This window comes from Mycobacterium sp. 2YAF39 (genome assembly GCF_052114565.1).
Classification (GTDB): domain Bacteria; phylum Actinomycetota; class Actinomycetes; order Mycobacteriales; family Mycobacteriaceae; genus Mycobacterium.
The window spans coordinates 30889-48154 of the sequence record NZ_JBFREZ010000010.1; the positions used below are offsets into that span (position 1 = coordinate 30889).

General features: G+C 67.1%; 15 protein-coding genes and 1 pseudogene. 9 read left to right on the plus strand and 7 right to left on the minus strand.

Going from position 1 to position 17266, the window contains the following annotated elements; genetic code table 11:
• Window positions 1–6 precede the first annotated feature (6 nt).
• Complete coding sequence (locus AB4Z42_RS24065; RefSeq protein WP_442011747.1) at window positions 7–1539, plus strand: acetyl-CoA acetyltransferase; 1533 nt, start codon at window positions 7–9, stop codon at window positions 1537–1539.
• A gap of 82 nt (window positions 1540–1621) precedes the next feature.
• On the opposite strand, the gene AB4Z42_RS24070 is transcribed toward AB4Z42_RS24065, so the two are convergent.
• Complete coding sequence (locus tag AB4Z42_RS24070; protein WP_442011748.1) at window positions 1622–2470, minus strand: LLM class F420-dependent oxidoreductase; 849 nt, start codon at window positions 2468–2470, stop codon at window positions 1622–1624.
• A gap of 123 nt (window positions 2471–2593) precedes the next feature.
• Between AB4Z42_RS24070 and AB4Z42_RS24075 the strand changes: the two are divergent.
• From AB4Z42_RS24075 to purH, 5 genes and pseudogenes are all read left to right on the plus strand, one after another.
• A pseudogene (locus AB4Z42_RS24075) lies at window positions 2594–2974 on the plus strand (LLM class flavin-dependent oxidoreductase); the annotation flags it as partial.
• Window positions 2975–3023: 49 nt separating this feature from the next.
• Window positions 3024–3839 (plus strand): DUF5336 domain-containing protein, encoded by an 816-nt coding sequence (locus AB4Z42_RS24080; RefSeq protein ID WP_442011749.1) that lies wholly within the window; start codon window positions 3024–3026, stop codon window positions 3837–3839.
• Window positions 3840–3896: 57 nt separating this feature from the next.
• Entirely contained in the window at window positions 3897–5339 is a 1443-nt protein-coding gene (locus AB4Z42_RS24085) for a cell division protein PerM (RefSeq protein WP_442011750.1), read from the plus strand.
• A 10-nt stretch (window positions 5340–5349) separates the two neighbouring features.
• Window positions 5350–5979 carry a phosphoribosylglycinamide formyltransferase gene (gene purN, locus AB4Z42_RS24090; protein WP_442011751.1) on the plus strand — a complete coding sequence of 210 codons (630 nt, stop codon included), beginning with the start codon at window positions 5350–5352 and terminating at the stop codon, window positions 5977–5979.
• Window positions 5976–7544, plus strand: coding sequence for a bifunctional phosphoribosylaminoimidazolecarboxamide formyltransferase/IMP cyclohydrolase (purH, locus tag AB4Z42_RS24095; protein ID WP_442011752.1), 1569 nt, complete (start codon window positions 5976–5978; stop codon window positions 7542–7544). Before purN ends, purH begins: the two co-directional genes overlap by 4 nt.
• Before the next feature lie 35 nt (window positions 7545–7579).
• On the opposite strand, the gene AB4Z42_RS24100 is transcribed toward purH, so the two are convergent.
• The gene (locus AB4Z42_RS24100) at window positions 7580–7837 is read right to left on the minus strand and encodes a DUF7218 family protein (RefSeq protein WP_442011753.1); all 258 of its coding nucleotides are present in this window, start codon (window positions 7835–7837) and stop codon (window positions 7580–7582) included.
• Window positions 7838–7985: 148 nt separating this feature from the next.
• On the opposite strand from AB4Z42_RS24100, the gene AB4Z42_RS24105 reads away from it, so the two are divergent.
• The 3 genes from AB4Z42_RS24105 to AB4Z42_RS24115 are packed head-to-tail and all read left to right on the plus strand — an operon-like array spanning window position 7986 to window position 11867.
• Entirely contained in the window at window positions 7986–9368 is a 1383-nt protein-coding gene (locus AB4Z42_RS24105; RefSeq protein WP_442011754.1) for a sigma 54-interacting transcriptional regulator, read from the plus strand.
• Complete coding sequence (locus AB4Z42_RS24110; protein WP_442011755.1) at window positions 9361–11334, plus strand: VWA domain-containing protein; 1974 nt, start codon at window positions 9361–9363, stop codon at window positions 11332–11334. Before AB4Z42_RS24105 ends, AB4Z42_RS24110 begins: the two co-directional genes overlap by 8 nt.
• Window positions 11335–11378: 44 nt before the next feature.
• Window positions 11379–11867 carry a hypothetical protein gene (locus tag AB4Z42_RS24115; RefSeq protein ID WP_442011756.1) on the plus strand — a complete coding sequence of 163 codons (489 nt, stop codon included), beginning with the start codon at window positions 11379–11381 and terminating at the stop codon, window positions 11865–11867.
• A 21-nt stretch (window positions 11868–11888) separates the two neighbouring features.
• On the opposite strand, the gene AB4Z42_RS24120 is transcribed toward AB4Z42_RS24115, so the two are convergent.
• The 5 genes from AB4Z42_RS24120 to AB4Z42_RS24140 form a co-directional block, all read right to left on the minus strand.
• Window positions 11889–12470: a DUF1707 SHOCT-like domain-containing protein gene (locus tag AB4Z42_RS24120; protein ID WP_442011757.1), complete on the minus strand. Its 582-nt coding sequence runs from the start codon at window positions 12468–12470 to the stop codon at window positions 11889–11891.
• Between the two features lie 126 nt (window positions 12471–12596).
• The gene (locus AB4Z42_RS24125) at window positions 12597–13358 is read right to left on the minus strand and encodes an SDR family oxidoreductase (protein WP_442011758.1); all 762 of its coding nucleotides are present in this window, start codon (window positions 13356–13358) and stop codon (window positions 12597–12599) included.
• Between the two features lie 9 nt (window positions 13359–13367).
• Window positions 13368–14147: an enoyl-CoA hydratase family protein gene (locus tag AB4Z42_RS24130; RefSeq protein ID WP_442011759.1), complete on the minus strand. Its 780-nt coding sequence runs from the start codon at window positions 14145–14147 to the stop codon at window positions 13368–13370.
• Window positions 14147–15307 (minus strand): acyl-CoA dehydrogenase family protein, encoded by a 1161-nt coding sequence (locus AB4Z42_RS24135; protein ID WP_442011760.1) that lies wholly within the window; start codon window positions 15305–15307, stop codon window positions 14147–14149. The genes AB4Z42_RS24130 and AB4Z42_RS24135 overlap by 1 nt, the downstream gene beginning before the upstream one ends.
• Window positions 15304–17265, minus strand: coding sequence for an acetyl/propionyl/methylcrotonyl-CoA carboxylase subunit alpha (locus tag AB4Z42_RS24140; RefSeq protein WP_442011761.1), 1962 nt, complete (start codon window positions 17263–17265; stop codon window positions 15304–15306). Before AB4Z42_RS24140 ends, AB4Z42_RS24135 begins: the two co-directional genes overlap by 4 nt.
• Window position 17266 lies beyond the last annotated feature (1 nt).

Genomic DNA, 17266 nt, shown 5'->3' on the forward strand with positions numbered 1-17266 from the left:
GCTGTAATGGCGGTCGATCCCCGCACGCCGGTGCTGGTTGGCGTGGGCCAGTTCACCGAGCGCATCGACGATCCGTCCTATCGGGGGATGTCCGCCGTGGAGCTGGCGACGTCCGCCGCTGCCGCCGCATCGGCCGACACCGGAGCGGATCCGGCCGCCGTGGCGCGTGCGATCCAGGTGTTCGTCGGACTGCGGCAGTTCGAGATCTGCACGCCCTTCAGCGAGCCTGCGCTGGGCGCTTCTGACAACTATCTGCGGTCGGTGGCGCAGCGCATCGGGGCCGATCCGGCTCGTGCGGTGCTGGAACCCATCGGCGGCAACGGGCCTCAGAAGGTCGTGACCGAGTTCGCAGGCGCGATCGCCGCGGGCGACATCGAGGTCGCATTGGTCCTCGGCTCGGAGAACGGCTCCACGTTGAAGACTTTTGCGAGCCGCGACGACAAGCCCGACCACAGCGAGACCGTCGGCGGTCAGCTCGACGACCGGGGCTACGGCTTTGAGCAGTACATGAGCGAGTACACCGCGACACACGGGCTGACAGGTGCGCCCGTGCAGTACGGCCTGCTGGACAACGCGCGCCGAGCCCGACTGGGCCTCAGCGTCGGCGACTACCGGCAGAAAATGGCCGAACTCTTTTCGCCGTTCTCCAAAGTTGCTGCCAAGAACCCTTTTTCGTCCTCACCGGTGGAGCGCTCCGTTGACGAGCTGATCACCGTCACCGACGAAAACCGGATGATCTGCGACCCCTATCCCCGTTTGATGGTGGCCCGCGACCAGGTGAACCAGGGCGCGGCCGCACTGCTGATGTCGGTGGCCGCCGCGCGCAAACTCGGCGTCGCCGAGGACAAGTGGGTATACCTGCGTGGCCACGCCGATCAGATCGAGCAGGACCTTCTGAACCGCGCCGACATCAGTGTCAGCATCGCGGTGAAACAGTCTGTAGCAGAAGCTCTTCGGGTTGCGGGCATCGGTATCGACGATGTCTCGACATTCGACCTCTACAGCTGCTTCCCGTTCCCCGTGTTCTCGGTGTGTGACGAGTTCGGACTGGCGCCAGACGATCCGCGTGGCCTCACGCTCACCGGGGGACTGCCGTACTTCGGCGGCCCGGGCAACAGCTATTCGCTGCACGGAATCGCCGAGACGGTGGCCCAAATGCGGGACAAGCCGGGGACATTCGGTCTCGTCGGCGCCAACGGTGGCATCATGAGCAAGTACTCGGTGGGGATCTACTCCACCACACCCGCCGACTGGGTCGCTGACCGCAGCAAGGCGCTGCAGGACGATATCGCCGCGCTCCCCACGGTGCCGTTCACCCGCAACGTCGACGGTCGGGGCACCATCGAGACGTACTCGGTGCGATACGACTGGCCCGTCACCACCGGTGTCATCATCGGACGGCTGGACTCCGACGACAGCCGATTCATGGCGCTCACCGAAGACGCCGACCTGGTGGCGCTGATGACCGACGGAGACCCGATAGGTGCGGCGATATCCGTCACGTCCGACGGGAAGACGAATACAGCCACGCCGGCCTAGTGTCTAGACAGGTGTACCGCGGTCGGCGTCGCCTACGAACGCTGTTGGGCGACAACGCAACGCAAGCCCGCGCATAGACGGCTTAGACGAGCGCGGCGAGCTTTCCTGCGAGCCGTTCGACGTAGGCCGCGACCTCGGACTCGGACTTGTCCGGCAGGCCGAACAGCACCTCGGTGACTCCGAGATCGGCCCACCGGGCCAGCTTGTCGGGGTCGGGTTTGAAGTCCAGCGCCACGATCTGCGGTGCACCGTCACGGCCCGCCGCGGCCCACGTGTCCTGCAGCAGCTTCACCGGGGCGTCGATGTCGAAGTCACGCGGAGTCGTGATCCAGCCGTCGGCCGACTTCGAGATCCACTTGAAGTTCTTCTCGGTGCCCGCCGCCCCGACCAGGACCGGGATATGCGCCTGCACCGGCTTGGGCCAGGCCCAGCTGGGGCCGAAGTTGACGAATTCGCCTTCGTAGGAGGCTTCTTCGTCGGTCCACAGGCTGCGCATGGCTTCCAGGTACTCGCGCAGCATTGTGCGCCGCCGACCGGGCGGCACGTTGTGGTCGGCCAATTCGTCGGTGTTCCAGCCGAATCCGACGCCCAGCGAGACGCGGCCGCCGGAAAGGTGGTCCAGCGTCGCGATCGACTTCGCCAGCGTGATCGGGTCGTGTTCGACCGGCAGTGCCACCGCCGTCGACAGCCTCACCCGAGACGTCACCGAGCATGCGGCGCCCAGTGACACCCACGGATCGAGGGTGCGCATGTAGCGGTCGTCGGGCAGCGACTCGTCGCACGTGGTGGGGTGAGCCGCCTCACGCTTGATCGGAATGTGCGTGTGTTCGGGCACGTAGAAGGTGGTGAAGTCGTGTTCGTCGGCGAGCTTGGCCGCCGATGCCGGATCGATGCCCCGGTCGCTGGTGAAGAGTACGAGCCCGTAGTCCATACCAGAATTAGAACGTGTTCTAGTCTGAAGGGCAAGCGACCAGGTGAAACCACCTGGGCGAATGCGCCCGGACAGTGGACGTTTCCTTCATCACGATCCATACCGATGACCTTGGGGCGCCCGCGCGACACCGAGCGGGAGGCGCGTGACACTTTGCGCGAGATCATCGAGAAGGCCAATCGCCCGGCGGTCGAGGGTTTTCGTGGCGCCGTGCAGCAGGCAGGCGCCTCGACGGCGGATCGCCGCGGAATGTGGGCCGACTCGACGTTCGAGGACCTGGTTCAGTACAACGACGGGTTCCGCACGCAGTTGATCGGGACGCCGGAGCAGATCGCGGAACGCATTGCGGCGTATCGCAAACGCGGAGTCGATCTGATACTCGGTGGCTTCCTGCATTTCCAGGAGGAGATCGAGTACTTCGGCTCACGCGTGCTGCCCTTGGTTCGCGAAATCGAGGAATCCGAGCAGGGTTCCGAGGCGGAACCCTCGCTGGCGTCGCTTTGACCACGGGTGCGCTAGCGTGGGTTCGAAGCCGTCCAGCACAGGAGAGGTCATGTCGTACCCCCAGAACCCCGGATACCCGTCCGCGCAGCAGCCGACGACTCAGTTCGCCGCGCCGACCCAACAGTTCGGGAGGGCGCCCGAACCCGGCCCTGCGGGTCCGAGTCATCTGCCGATGTATCTGACGATCGCGGTCGCGGTGTTGGGACTGGGCGTGTACCTGTCGAGCTTCGGTCCGCTGTTCACATCGGGCGCGGACTTCTTCACGCCCACGCTGCTGGACCTCGGGGTTGTCGCGGCAATCGCCGCCGCACTGATCGCGGGCGTCTCGCTGGTTCCCAGGCAGAAGCCACTGCCCGCGGTGCTCGCCGTGCTCTCGGTCCTGGCATTCCTCCTGGTGATCGCAATCGTGCTGACGGCGCCGGACGGAGTGTCCATCGACTGGGGCCTCTACCTGATCATCGCGTTCACCATGTTCCAGGCGATCGTCGCGGTTGCGGTGTTGCTGTTCGATGCGGGCGTCATCACGCCGCCGGCGCCGCGCCAGCCCCGTTATGACCAGCAGTACGGCCAGTACGGCGCCCCGGCCGGGCCGTACTACGGGCAGCAGCCACAGCACGGCGGACCGCCGCCTGGGCAGCAGGGACTGTCGCAGCGTCCCGGATATCCGTCGCAGTACGGCGGATACCAGGGTGGCGCCCCTTCGACCGGCGGATACGCCGGCAGTCATCAGAGCGGCCCCCCGACGCCCCCGACCGGATTTCCGGCCTACGGCCAGCCGCCGTCGAGTGCGGCGCCGACCACCGAAGCTCAGATGCCGTCACAATCGTCGGCGTCTTCCACGCAGTCTGGCCCCCCACCGTCGTAGTCTGAGCCGCGCGTGCGTCAACTTCGCGCGCGTGATTCTGCGCGAGGAGCGGCCTTAGTGGAAAACCGGCCAGTCGGCACACGCCAGGCGCGTGAGCTGCTTCGGGTCGCGTTCGGGCCGTCCATCGTGGCGCTGGGCGTCGTGGCGGCAGTGGTCCTGCTGCAATTGGTGATCGCCAACAGCGATATGACCGGTGCGCCCGGTGCGATCGCGAGCACGTGGCTGGGCGTGCACCTGGTACCGATCTCGATCGGTGGCAGCGAGCTGGGCGTGATGCCGCTGCTGCCCGCGCTCGCGATGGTGTGGGGCACCGCCCGCTCGACTGCGGGGGCCACGTCGCCACAGGGTTCGTGGTTCGTGACGCGGTGGGTCGTCGCATCGGCCCTCGGCGGCCCGCTGTTGATCGCCGCGATCTCTTTGGCGGTCGTCCACGACGCCGCTTCCGTGCTCACCCAGCTCCAGACGCCCGACGCCCTTCGCGCATTCGGCAGCGTGCTGGCGGTGCACGCGATCGGCGCGGTGATCGGGGTCGGTTCGCGGATAGGCCGGCGGGTTCTGGCTGACTCGCCCCTGCCGGACTGGCTGCCCGACGCGTTCCGCGCGGCAAGTGCCGGAGTCCTGGCGCTTTTCGGACTCTCCGGCATCGTGATGGTCGGCTCGTTGGTCGTGCACTGGGGCACGATGGACGACCTCTACGGGATCACCAATTCGGTGTTCGGGCAGTTCAGCCTGTCGTTGTTGTCCGCGCTGTACATACCCAACGTGCTCGTCGGCACCGCCGCGGTCGCCGTCGGGTCCAGTGCGCACATCGGGTTGGCGACGTTCAGCCCGTTCACCGTGTTCGGTGGTGACATCCCGGCGTTGCCGGTGCTGGCGGCTGTCCCCACGCCGCCGTTGGGCCCCATTTGGGTGGCACTGCTGATCGTCGCCGCGGTATCGGGTGTGGCCTTGGGGCAGCAGGCGGCGCGTTACCCGCTGCCTTTGTTGCCCGCGCTCGGCAAGCTCGTCGTCGCCGCCGCGGTCGCGGCGCTGACCATGGCGTTGCTCGGTTATGCCGGCGGCGGGCGCCTCGGCAACTTCGGCCTCGTCGGCGTCGACCAGGCCACCTTCGGGCCGGCCGTCTTCGTGTGGTTCGCCGGAATCGGGGCGCTGACCGTGGCGATGTCGGGTGGTATCGCCCGGCGGGTCAAGACTGCCAAGCCGGCGCCGGACCCAGAGCCGGAGCCGGAGCCGGAGCCGGAGCCCGAAGTGGACGAGGAGCCCGAGCCTGAGGCGGACGTCGTGCCTGAGCCCGACGTCGAGGACCAGGAACCGGAACCGGAGCCCGACGTCGCCGAGCCCCTCCCCGAGCCTTATGACCTGATGGACGTCGACCCGCGACCTCGGGCCGAGCCCCTGGGTGTCCTGGACGACCCGGAGGAACACTTCGTTGCCGACTGGGACGAGGATGAAGCCACGCCGGGCACGACCACGGACCGTGCGTCCGACCGTGACGATTAGGCTGCCAGGCGTGCAGCAACCGCTCCGTGTGCCCCCGAACGTGCCTGCACGGGTTGTGGTGCTCGCGTCCGGAACCGGTTCGCTGCTGCGATCCCTGCTCGACGCCACCGGCGGCGATTACCCGGCGAGAATTGTTGCGGTCGGTGTGGACCGCGACTGCCCGGCCGTCGACATCGCCGCGTCGGCATCGGTGCCGAGTTACGCCGTACGACTGCGCGATCACCCCGACCGCGAGACGTGGGACGCCGCGATCGCCGACGCAACCGCACAGCAGGAACCGGATCTGATCGTGGCCGCAGGATTCATGAAAATCCTTGGGCCTCATTTCCTTTCCCGCTTCATGGGCCGGATCATCAACACCCACCCGGCACTGTTGCCGGCATTCCCCGGCGCGCATGCGGTTCCCGACGCGCTGGCGTACGGCGTCAAGGTGACGGGCTGCAGCGTGCACCTCGTCGATGCCGGAACCGACACCGGACCGCTGCTGGCCCAGGAAGCCGTGCCCGTACTCGACGACGACGACGAAGCCAGCTTGCATGAACGGATCAAGGTCGTCGAACGACGACTGCTGGTGGACGTGCTGGCCGCGGTGGCCACTCGCGGTGTGACCTGGAGCGGACGAAAGGCGACCATAGGATGACTGACCGTAGGGCGATCCGGCGCGCGTTGATCAGCGTGTACGACAAGACCGGTCTCGCCGATCTTGCGCGCGGCCTGCACGAAGAGGGTGTGGCCATCGTCTCCACTGGATCGACCGCCAAAACCATTGCGGACGCAGGTGTTCCGGTCACCCCCGTGGAAGAGGTCACCGGCTTCCCCGAGGTGCTCGACGGACGAGTGAAGACGCTGCACCCGCACGTGCACGCCGGACTGCTCGCCGATCTGCGCAAGCCCGAACATGTTTCGGCGCTCGCCGAACTCGGTGTCGCACCGTTCGAACTGGTCGTCGTCAACCTCTACCCGTTCACCCAGACCGTCGACTCCGGTGCAGGCGAGGACGAATGCGTCGAGCAGATCGACATCGGTGGCCCGTCGATGGTGCGCGCTTCGGCCAAGAACCATCCCAGCGTCGCGGTGGTCGTCGATCCGCTGGGCTACGACGGCGTGCTCGCTGCCGTCCGGGCCGGCGGCTTCACGCTCGACGAACGGAAAAAGCTGGCCTCCTTGGCATTCCGGCATACCGCCGAATACGACGTCGCGGTTGCGGCGTGGATGTCGTCGGTGCTCGCCTCCGAAGGGGACGCGGCTCCGCCGTCGCTGCCCCTGTGGACGGGTGCGACGTGGCGGCGCGAAGCGGTGTTGCGCTACGGCGAGAACCCGCACCAGCAGGCCGCGCTGTATCGGTACGACTCCGGGTGGCCGGGTCTGGCGCAGGCGCAACAGCTGCACGGAAAAGAGATGTCCTACAACAACTACACCGATGCCGACGCGGCGTGGCGTGCTGCGTTCGACCACGAAGAGATCTGCGTGGCGATCATCAAGCACGCCAATCCGTGCGGAATCGCCATCTCGTCGGTATCGGTCGCCGACGCTCACCGCAAAGCCCACGAATGCGATCCGCTGTCCGCGTTCGGCGGAGTGATCGCGGCCAACACCGAGGTGACCGTCGAGATGGCCGAGACGGTCGCCGACATCTTCACCGAGGTGATCATCGCTCCCGCGTACGAGGCAGGTGCGGTGGACGTGCTTGCGCGCAAGAAGAACATCCGCGTCCTGCTGGCATCCGAGCCGCAGCAGGGCAGCACCGAGTTCCGGCAGATCAGCGGCGGGCTGCTGATTCAGGAGCGCGACGAGTTCACCGCGCCCGGTGACGATTCCGCCAACTGGACACTGGCGACCGGTTCGCCGGCCGACCCGGCGACCCTGGCCGATCTGAAGTTCGCGTGGCTGGCGTGCCGCGCGGTGAAGTCGAACGCCATCGTCGTCGCCGCCGATGGCGCCACCGTCGGCGTCGGTATGGGTCAGGTGAATCGGGTCGACGCCGCGAAGCTGGCCGTGCAGCGGGCAGGCGACCGCGTCCGGGGCGCGGTCGGCGCGTCCGACGCGTTCTTCCCGTTCCCCGACGGGCTCGAGGTGCTGACCGATGCCGGTGTGAAGGCGATCGTCCACCCAGGCGGGTCCGTGCGCGACGAAGAGGTGACCGAAGCCGCCGCCAAGGCGGGCATCACCCTCTACCTCACCGGCGCCCGCCACTTCGCGCACTGAGCCACCGACGAACGTGGAGCCACCCACGTTCGCGGTTAAGAGTTGCGGATCTTGTCGATGAGCTTCGACTTGGTGAGCGAGGAGTAGCCGGAGAGGCCGATCTCCTTCGCGCGCTTCTTCAGATCCGTCACTGTCCAGTCGTCGTAGGACCCTGACTTGCCGCCCTTGCGGCCGACCGCGGACTTGCCGCGTGCTGCGGCGGCGTTGGCGATCCTGGCCGACTTCTGCTTCGAGTTGCCTTGGTCGCGCAGGTCTTCGTACAGCTTTTCGTTCTTGATGGTGGGATTAGGCATTGCGGGTGCTCCTCTATCGACTACTGACCGCAGAATGCCCTACTGCGGGGGCTTTTATGCAGACTCCGAACGTGCGCAGAATCTGACGAAATGGCGGTGTGTCGACCGGGGACACGCACAGTCGCGGGACACGTCGTAGCGTGGAGTGGTGACATCACCTAACGATTTGCCCCGGACCGTCGGAGAGCTGAGGGCCTCCGGTCACGTCGAACGGGGCGTGAAGGCCGAAATCCGGGAGAACCTGCTGGCGGCGCTTGCCGAGGGCCGTGACGCATGGCCGGGCATCCTGGGCTTCGAGGACACCGTGCTCCCGCAGCTGGAGCGTGCGCTGATCGCCGGGCACGACGTGGTTCTGCTCGGCGAACGCGGACAGGGCAAGACCCGTCTGCTGCGCGCGCTGACCGGCCTGCTCGATGAGTGGACGCCCGTCATCGCCGGCTCGGAGCTGAGCGAGCACCCGTACTCGCCGATCACTCCCGAATCCATCCGGCGCTCCTCCGACTCCGGCGACGACCTGCCGATCGAGTGGCGGCACCGCAGCGAGCGCTACACCGAGAAGCTCGCGACCCCCGACACCAGCGTGGCCGACCTGGTCGGCGACATCGACCCGATCAAAGTGGCCGAGGGCCGCAGCCTCGGTGACCCCGAGACCATCGCGTACGGCCTCATTCCCCGTGCGCACCGGGGCATCGTCGCGATCAACGAGTTGCCCGACCTCGCCGAGCGCATCCAGGTGTCGATGCTCAACGTGATGGAGGAGCGCGACATCCAGGTGCGCGGCTACACGCTGCGACTACCCCTCGACGTTCTGGTGGTCGCCAGCGCCAACCCGGAGGACTACACCAACCGCGGACGCATCATCACACCGCTCAAGGACCGCTTCGGCGCCGAGATCCGCACGCACTATCCGTACGAACTCGAAGCTGAGGTCGGCGTCATCAACCAGGAGGCGCATCTGGCCGCCGAGGTGCCCGAGTATCTGGTGTCTGTGCTCGCCCGGTTCGCCCGCTATCTGCGGGAGTCGCGGTCCATCGACCAACGCTCCGGTGTGTCGGCGCGCTTCGCGATCGCCGCGGCCGAGACGGTCGCCGCGTCGGCCCGGCACCGCTCGGCCATATTGGGCGAACAGGATCCGGTCGCGCGGGTCGTCGACCTCGCGACGGTGATCGACGTGCTGCGCGGCAAGCTGGAGTTCGAATCCGGCGAGGAGGGCCGCGAGCAGGCCGTGCTCGAACACCTCCTGCGCCGCGCCACCGCGGACACCGCGCAGCGACTGCTCGGCGGTATCGACGTCGGTCCGCTGGTCGTCGCGATCGAGAACGGTTCGGCGGTCACCACAGGCGAACGCGTGTCCTCCCGCGAGGTGCTGGCCGCCGTGCCCGAGGTGCCGGCGATCGCGGAGATCCAGAAGCGGCTCGAGGCGAAGAGCGACGGACAACGCGCGGCGGCTGTCGAGCTGGCGCTCGAGGCGCTGTACCTGGCCAAGCGGATCGACAAGGTGTCTTCAGAAGGCGAAACCGTCTATGGCTAAACGCACTTCGCGGTACGCGCGATACACCGGCGGACCCGATCCGCTGGCTCCGCCGGTCGACCTGCGCGAGGCGCTCGAGCAGATCGGCCAGGACGTCATGGAGGGCAGCTCGCCACGGCGTGCACTGTCCGAGCTGATGCGGCGCGGCACGGAGAACATGCGCGGCGCTGACAAGCTCGCCGCGGAGGCCAACCGCCGTCGCCGGGAACTGATGCAGCGCAACAACCTCGACGGCACCCTGCAGGAGGTCAAGAAGCTGCTCGACGAGGCGGTGCTGGCCGAGCGCAAGGAGTTGGCCCGTGCGCTCGACGACGACGCACGGTTCAACGAGATGCGGATCGAGTCGCTGCCCCCGTCGCCCGCGAAAGCGGTGCAGGAGCTCTCCGACTACGAGTGGCGCAGTGCCGAGGCGCAGGAAAAATACGACCAGATCAAGGATCTTCTCGGCCGGGAGATGCTCGACCAGCGGTTCTCGGGCATGAAGCAGGCGATGGAGAACGCCACCGACGAAGACCGCCAGCGCGTCAACGAGATGCTCGACGATCTCAACGATCTGCTCGACAAACATGCCAAGGGCGAGGATTCGCCCGAAGACTTCCAGAACTTCATGGACAAGCACGGCGAGTTCTTCCCGGAGAACCCGCGCAACGTCGAGGAGCTTCTGGACTCACTGGCCAAGCGGGCCGCCGCCGCACAGCGCTTCCGCAACAGCCTGTCGGCCGATCAGCGCGCCGAGCTGGATGCGTTGGCGCAGCAGGCATTCGGGTCACCGTCGTTGATGAATGCGCTCAACAAGCTCGACGGTCACCTGCAGGCGGCCCGACCGGGCGAGGACTGGGATGGTTCCTCGCGGTTCTCCGGTGACAATCCCATGGGGATGGGCGAGGGCACGCAGGCGATGGCCGACATCGCCGAACTCGAAGAGCTTGCCGAGTCGCTGTCTCAGAGCTATGCGGGTGCCACGATGGAGGACGTCGACCTGGACATGCTCGCTCGCCAGCTCGGCGACGAGGCAGCCGTCGACGCCGCGACGTTGGCAGAACTCGAACGGGCACTGGTGAATCAGGGATTCCTGGACCGCGGATCGGACGGGCAGTGGCGACTGTCCCCGAAAGCGATGCGCCAGCTCGGCCAGGCCGCGTTGCGTGATGTGGCACAGCAGCTTTCAGGTCGACACGGCGAGCGTGACACCCGTAGGGCCGGCGCGGCCGGTGAGCTGACCGGCGCGACGCGGCCATGGGCGTTCGGTGACACCGAACCGTGGAACGTCACCCGCACATTGACCAACGCGGTGCTGCGACAGGCTGGCACCGGCGGTGTCGATATGCCGTTGAAGCTCACCGTCGACGATGTCGAGATATCCGAGACGGAGACACGCACGCAGGCCGCGGTGGCACTGCTCGTCGACACGTCGTTCTCGATGGTGATGGAGAACCGGTGGCTGCCGATGAAGCGCACGGCGCTGGCGTTGAGCCACCTCATCAGCACCCGATTCCGCTCGGATGCGTTGCAGATCATCGCTTTTGGCCGTTATGCACGCACCGTGTCCACAGCGGAGCTGACAGGGCTCGAGGGCGTCTACGAGCAGGGCACCAACCTGCACCATGCGCTGGCACTGGCCGGCAGGCATCTGCGCCGCCATCCCAACGCCCAGCCGGTGCTGCTCGTGGTGACCGACGGTGAACCGACCGCGCACCTCGAGAACTATCGAGACGGCGACGGCACGTCGGTGTTCTTCGACTATCCGCCGCATCCGCGCACCATCGCCCACACGGTCAAGGGTTTCGATGACATGGCTGGGCTGGGAGCGCAGGTGACGATCTTCCGGCTGGGCAGCGACCCGGGCCTGGCGAAGTTCATCGACCAGGTCGCGCGCCGCGTCGAGGGACGGGTCGTGGTGCCCGACCTCGACGGGCTGGGTGCTGCGGTGGTCGGCGACTACCTCCGATCGCGTCGGCGCCGGTAGGCGCAACTTCTGCGTGCCCTGTTCGGCCCATGTAGGGTTTCGGCGTGCTGAGCAGACTGCTGACGGGCATCGGAATGGCTGGAATCGTCGCGGCGATGGGCGTCCCGGCGACAGCCATGGCGGATCCCGAGCCGGCCCCCGGCCCTCCCAACGTCAACGGCTTTGCACTGGCGCCGAAGCCGTCGGAGTATTCGGTTAACGACGGCGCCTGGTACGCCTTCAGCGCACCCAATGGCCTGACCTGCGTGCTGGACCGCCAGACGGGCGGATATGGCTGCAGCGGACCGATCCCCGCAGCGCCGGGCGGCGCCAACTTGGTGAGTGCGGGTCCCGTCGGTGGACCCGGTTTCGCAAACTCTGATCGCCCGCTGTACGGCGTGACCGAAGGCGCCAAGCCGTTGGCGCCGAACACCCGGCTGTCCTTTCGCACGGTGAGCTGCGGCACTGACGGTGTCGCGACGTTGTGCACGAACAGCATCGACCAGACCGGATTCGTCCTCAGCCCAGCCGGAAGCTTCGTCTTCGGAACGTAGTTCGACCGCCGCCGGATGTAGTCAGCCGCTCTTGCGCTGCTTGCGCTTGACGCCGACGCTGCCCCACAGCGAGAACCCGCGGATGTGCACGCACGGTGCGCCCGGTGACCCGTCGCCGCTCACGCTGTGGTCGAAGTTTCCCATCACCCCGACGCCGCGCAGGTCCACGTTGACCTCGGGCGGTACCAGGATGGTCTGCCCGCCGAAGATCGAATAGGAGCGAATCTCGACGTCCGGCGACGTGAAGTCGGCGTACCGCAGATCCACCACGCCGCCGCCGAAAAGAGCAAACGTCGTCATCCGCCTGGGTACGTTCCAGCGGCCACGCCTCTCGAAGCCGCTCATGATCGCCAGCAGCATCGTCGACGGTGCAGGTCGAACAGGCCCGCCGCTGGGGCCCCGCGAGGCAGCGCCGGGCAGATCGGCGGACAGTCGGTCGAGCTCGTCGTACGTCTCCGCGGCGTAGGCCCTGGTCAGGCGTGCTTCGTATTCGCTCAGCGGCAACCGGCCTTGCGCGGCTGCATCCGTGAGCAACTGCGCCATCTGAATCCGGTCGGTGTCAGCAGCGCGCTTGGAACCGCTGCGGGACGCTGGAGTGCTCATCCCGGCCATCTGTTCTTCACGCAGGCGCTCATCACTGACGAGCCTACGACGAACGCTGGCACATGCAAGGCTGTGGGCCAAACTGTGGTCCTATCGGTGCCGGCGAATCATCTAGACGAGCAAACTTTATTCCACGGTGGCTAGGTAATCGGCGAACCCGACCGTGCCGACGGGGTTCGTCGGCGCGAGATTCGCACCTGTCCGGTAGCCGGCGATGGTGCGTCCCGGTACGGGTACGGCAACCACCTTGCGACGGCCTCTGTGCGCGGCCAGAAATATCCGCGCCAACTCCGCGTGCGTCTGCACCGTCGGCCCGCCGATGTCCGGCACCCGGCCTGCGGGATCGGAGTCGATCAACTCGACGAGTCGGCTCGCGACGTCGCCGGTGTCGATCGGCTGGAAACGTACGTCGCGTATTGCCCACAACACGGGGGAGTACCGCTGCATCGAGAAGCTGGTGCGGATCAGATCGTGGAACTGTGTGGCGCGCAGCACCGTGTGACCGACTCCGGCGCCGGCGAGTGCCTCCTCGACGCGAAGTTTGGTTTGGTAGTAGGGCAACGGGATTCGATCGATGCCGACGATCGACACGTGCACGAGATGGCGAACGCCTGCGCGTCGCGCCGCTGCGGTGAGGTTGTGCATCGAGGCGACGTCCTTGTCGCGAGTCGGCTGCGTTGCGCAGTTGACGATCACGTCCGCCCCGTCGAGCGCCTCATCGATCCCGGCGCCTGAGAGCAGGTCGCCGCGCCGCCAGTGCACTGCGGAGTCGTCGGTCCGGTCCCGACGGCTCAGCGCACAGACGTGATGTCCTGCGGCCAGCGCGGCAGGCAACACCTGACTGCCCAATGTGCCGGTTGCCCCGGTGACCAGGACGCGCGTCGTCATGTCGTCAGCCTAGGACTCGGGGATCGCCCAGTTCGGCTGACGCTTCTCGAGGAACGCCAGCATGCCTTCCCGTGCCTGTTCGGAGACGAACAACTCGGCGGACTGCCGGGTCAGCGTCTCGGCGTCCCGGTCGAACGCCGCCAGCAGTGGTGCGGTCGTCAGCGCTTTCGATGCGGCCAGCCCCTGCGGCGAGGCCTTGCCGATATCAGCGGTCAGGCTCGCGACAGTCGCGTCGACGTCGTCGGCGGCGATCGTGATCAGGCCGACGGCCGCCGCTTCTTCGGCGCCGAACTTCTCGCCGGTCACGAAGTACCGACCCGCAGCGCGGGTGGTCATCTTCGGCAGCAGGGTCAGCGAAATGATCGACGGTGCAACGCCGATGCGCGCCTCGGTCAGTGCGAATGTGCTCGACTGGCCCGCCACCACGATGTCGCATGCCCCGACCAGCCCCAGCCCGCCCGCGCGGACGTGCCCGTCGATCGCCGCGATGACCGGCATCGGAAGCTCGAGGATCCGGCGCAGCAGCCGGGTCAGTTCGCGTGCCCGGTCGGCGGCGACGTCGGCGGGATCGGCTCCGGCGGATGCTTGCGCGAGATCGGCTCCTGCGCAGAAGGTTCCGCCGGTATGGCCAAGCACCACCACCCGGACCCCGGCCTGCTCCGTCGCATCGGTCAGCCCCTGATGCAGCTGCTCGACCAGTGCGGTCGACAGGGCGTTGCGGTTGCCGGGCGAGTCCAGCGTCAGACGTGCGACGCTGCCGTCGACGGTGTAGCGGACGAGTTCGCTCATCAGTACGAGCGTGGCAGACCCAGCGAGGTCTGCGCGACGAAATTGAGGATCATCTCGCGGCTGACCGGTGCGATGCGGGCCAACCGTGATGCCGTCAGAACCGAGGCGATGCCGTATTCCTTGGTCAGGCCATTGCCACCGAGGCTCTGCACAGCCTGGTCGACCGCCCGGACGGATGCCTCACCGGCAGCGTATTTCGCCATGTTGGCGGCCTCCGCTGCGCCGCCGTCGTCGCCGAGGTCGTACAGGGTCGCCGCCTTCTGCATCATCAGCTTCGCCAGCTCGATCTCGATGTGGTTCTGCGCCAATGGATGTGACAGCCCCTGATGCGCACCGATGGGTGTCTTCCAGACCTGGCGCGTCTTGACGTACTCGGTGGCTTTGTTGATCGCGAAGCGGCCCATGCCCACTGCGCTGGCGGCACCCATGATGCGCTCCGGGTTGAGTCCGGCGAACAGCTGTGCGATCGCGGCGTCTTCGGAGCCGACGAGCGCATCGGCGGGCAGCCGCACCTCGTCAAGGAACAGCTGGAACTGGTTCTCGGGACTGACGATCTCCATGTCGATCTTGGTCCACGACATGCCCGGGGTGTCGGTGGGTACGACGAACAGCGCAGGACGCAGGTTGCCCGTTTTGGCCTCTTCGGTGCGACCGACGACCAACACTGCCTGCGCCTGATCGACGCCGGAGATGTACACCTTCTGGCCCGACAGGATCCAATCGCTGCCGTCCCGCCGCGCGGTCGTGGTGATCCGGTGACTGTTCGATCCGGCGTCGGGTTCGGTGATCGCGAACGCCATGGTGATCGAACCGTCGGCGATGCCCGGTATCCACCGCTTCTTCTGCTCGTCGGTGCCGAACTTCGAAATGATCGTCCCGTTGATCGCGGGGGAGACCACCATCAGCAGCAGCGCACAGCCGCCGGCGGCCATCTCCTCCATGACCAGTGACAGCTCGTACATGCCTGCGCCACCGCCGCCGTACTCCTCGGGCAGGTTCACCCCGATGAATCCGAGTTTGCCCGCCTCGCTCCATAACTCGGTGGTGTGCTCACCTGCGCGGGCCTTCTCCAGGTAGTACTTCTCGCCATAGTTGGCCGACATTGCGGCGACGGCCTTGCGCAGCGCCTGCTGTTCTTCGGTCTCTATGAAACTGCTCATGCGTTACCTCCGGGGTTGTCCACTCGGGCGAGTACGGCGCCGACGTCGACCTGCTGGCCGACCTCTACGTTGAGTTCGGCGAGGATTCCGTCGCCGGGCGCGGTCACGGTGTGCTCCATCTTCATCGCCTCCAGCCACACCAGCGGCTGTCCGGCGGTCACCGAGTCGCCCACCGCGGCGCCGATCCGCAGCACCGACCCCGGCATGGGCGCCAGCAGCGACCCCTGGGCGATGGCGGCATCGGGATCACCGAAGCGGGGCAACGCGACAAGATGCACGGGGCCCAGCGGCGAGTCGACGAACACGTCCGTCGAGTATCTGGCGATGTCGAAGGGGCGTTCCACACCCTGGACCGACAGCACGACGCGGTCGGGGGTGGCCGACACGACGGTGACGTCGTCGTTGTCGGGAAACTGCACACCGGTACGGGTGAACCGGTAGCGCACCTCATGTTCGTCACCGGCGGCGTCGCCGTAGGACTTCGTCTGGAATCCCGACCCCAGATTGCGCCAACCGCTTGGCGCGGCGGCGAACACCGTTGCGCTATCACGGTTCTGCGCAGCGTCGGCGAGTGCCGCGGCGACCGAGGACAGCGCGACGGCGCGAGCGTCGGCCAGCGGGGTGGCCAGCTGGTCCAGTCCATGAGTGTCGAAGAACGCCGTATCGGTGGCGCCGTCGAGGAACGCGGCATGTCGAAGCACGTTGACCAACAGATCACGATTGGTCCGGACTCCGTGCAGTCGGGTGCGGTAGAGCGCATCGGCCAGGATGGCTGCGGCCTGGCGTCGCGTCGGCGCCCACGAGATGACCTTGGCGAGCATCGGGTCGTAGAAGATCGATACTTCCGAGCCGGCCACGACACCGGTGTCGACGCGCACACCCTGTACGTCCGGATCGAATTCGGTATGGGCAGGTACGTCGAATCGGTGCACCGTGCCCGCCTGCGGCTGCCAGCCCTTGGCGGGGTCTTCGGCGTAAACCCTGGCCTCGATGGAGGATCCGCGCGAGGGTGGGGGTTCGGCTCGCAGGCGTCCACCGTCGGCGACGTGCAGTTGTAACTCGACGAGGTCCAGACCGGTAGTGGCCTCGGTGACCGGATGTTCGACCTGGAGGCGGGTGTTCATTTCGAGGAAGAAGAAGCCGCCTTCCTCGTCGGCCATGAATTCGACGGTGCCCGCGCCGGTGTATCCGATGGTCTGCGCTGCCAGCCGCGCAGACTCGAACAGCTTGGCGCGCATGCCTTTATTGCGTTCGACCAGCGGTGAGGGTGCCTCTTCGATGATCTTCTGGTGGCGCCGCTGGATGGAGCATTCGCGTTCGCCCACCGCCCACACGGTGCCGTGCTGGTCGGCCATCACCTGGACCTCGACATGATGTCCGGTCGCCAGGTAGCGCTCGCAGAACACCGTCGGATCGCCGAAGGCCGACTGCGCTTCTCGGCGTGCGGCCTCCACTTGGTCCGGCAGGGCGGATAAGTCGTCGACGATCCGCATCCCACGGCCGCCGCCTCCCGCCGACGCCTTGATCAACACCGGCAACGCGTCCGCGGTAACGGTCTCGGGGTCGAATTCCTCGAGCACCGGCACCCCCGCTGCCGCGACCATCTTCTTCGCCTCGATCTTGGGGCCCATCGCGGTGACCGCGGCGACCGGCGGACCGATCCACGTGAGCCCGGCGTCGATGACCGCAGCGGCGAATTCGGGGTTCTCCGAAAGGAACCCGTAGCCGGGATGGATCGCGTCGGCGCCTGCGGCACGCGCAGCGGCGATCACCTGAGCTGCGTCCAGATAACCGCGGGTGCCCTCGAGCCGCACCCGGGCATCGGCCTCGCTGACATGGGGGGACGTCGCGTCGGGATCGGTGTATACGGCGACCGTGCCGATGCCGAGACGTCGGCAGGTGGCGAAGACGCGGCGCGCGATCTCGCCGCGGTTGGCGACCAGCACTCGAGTGATCATC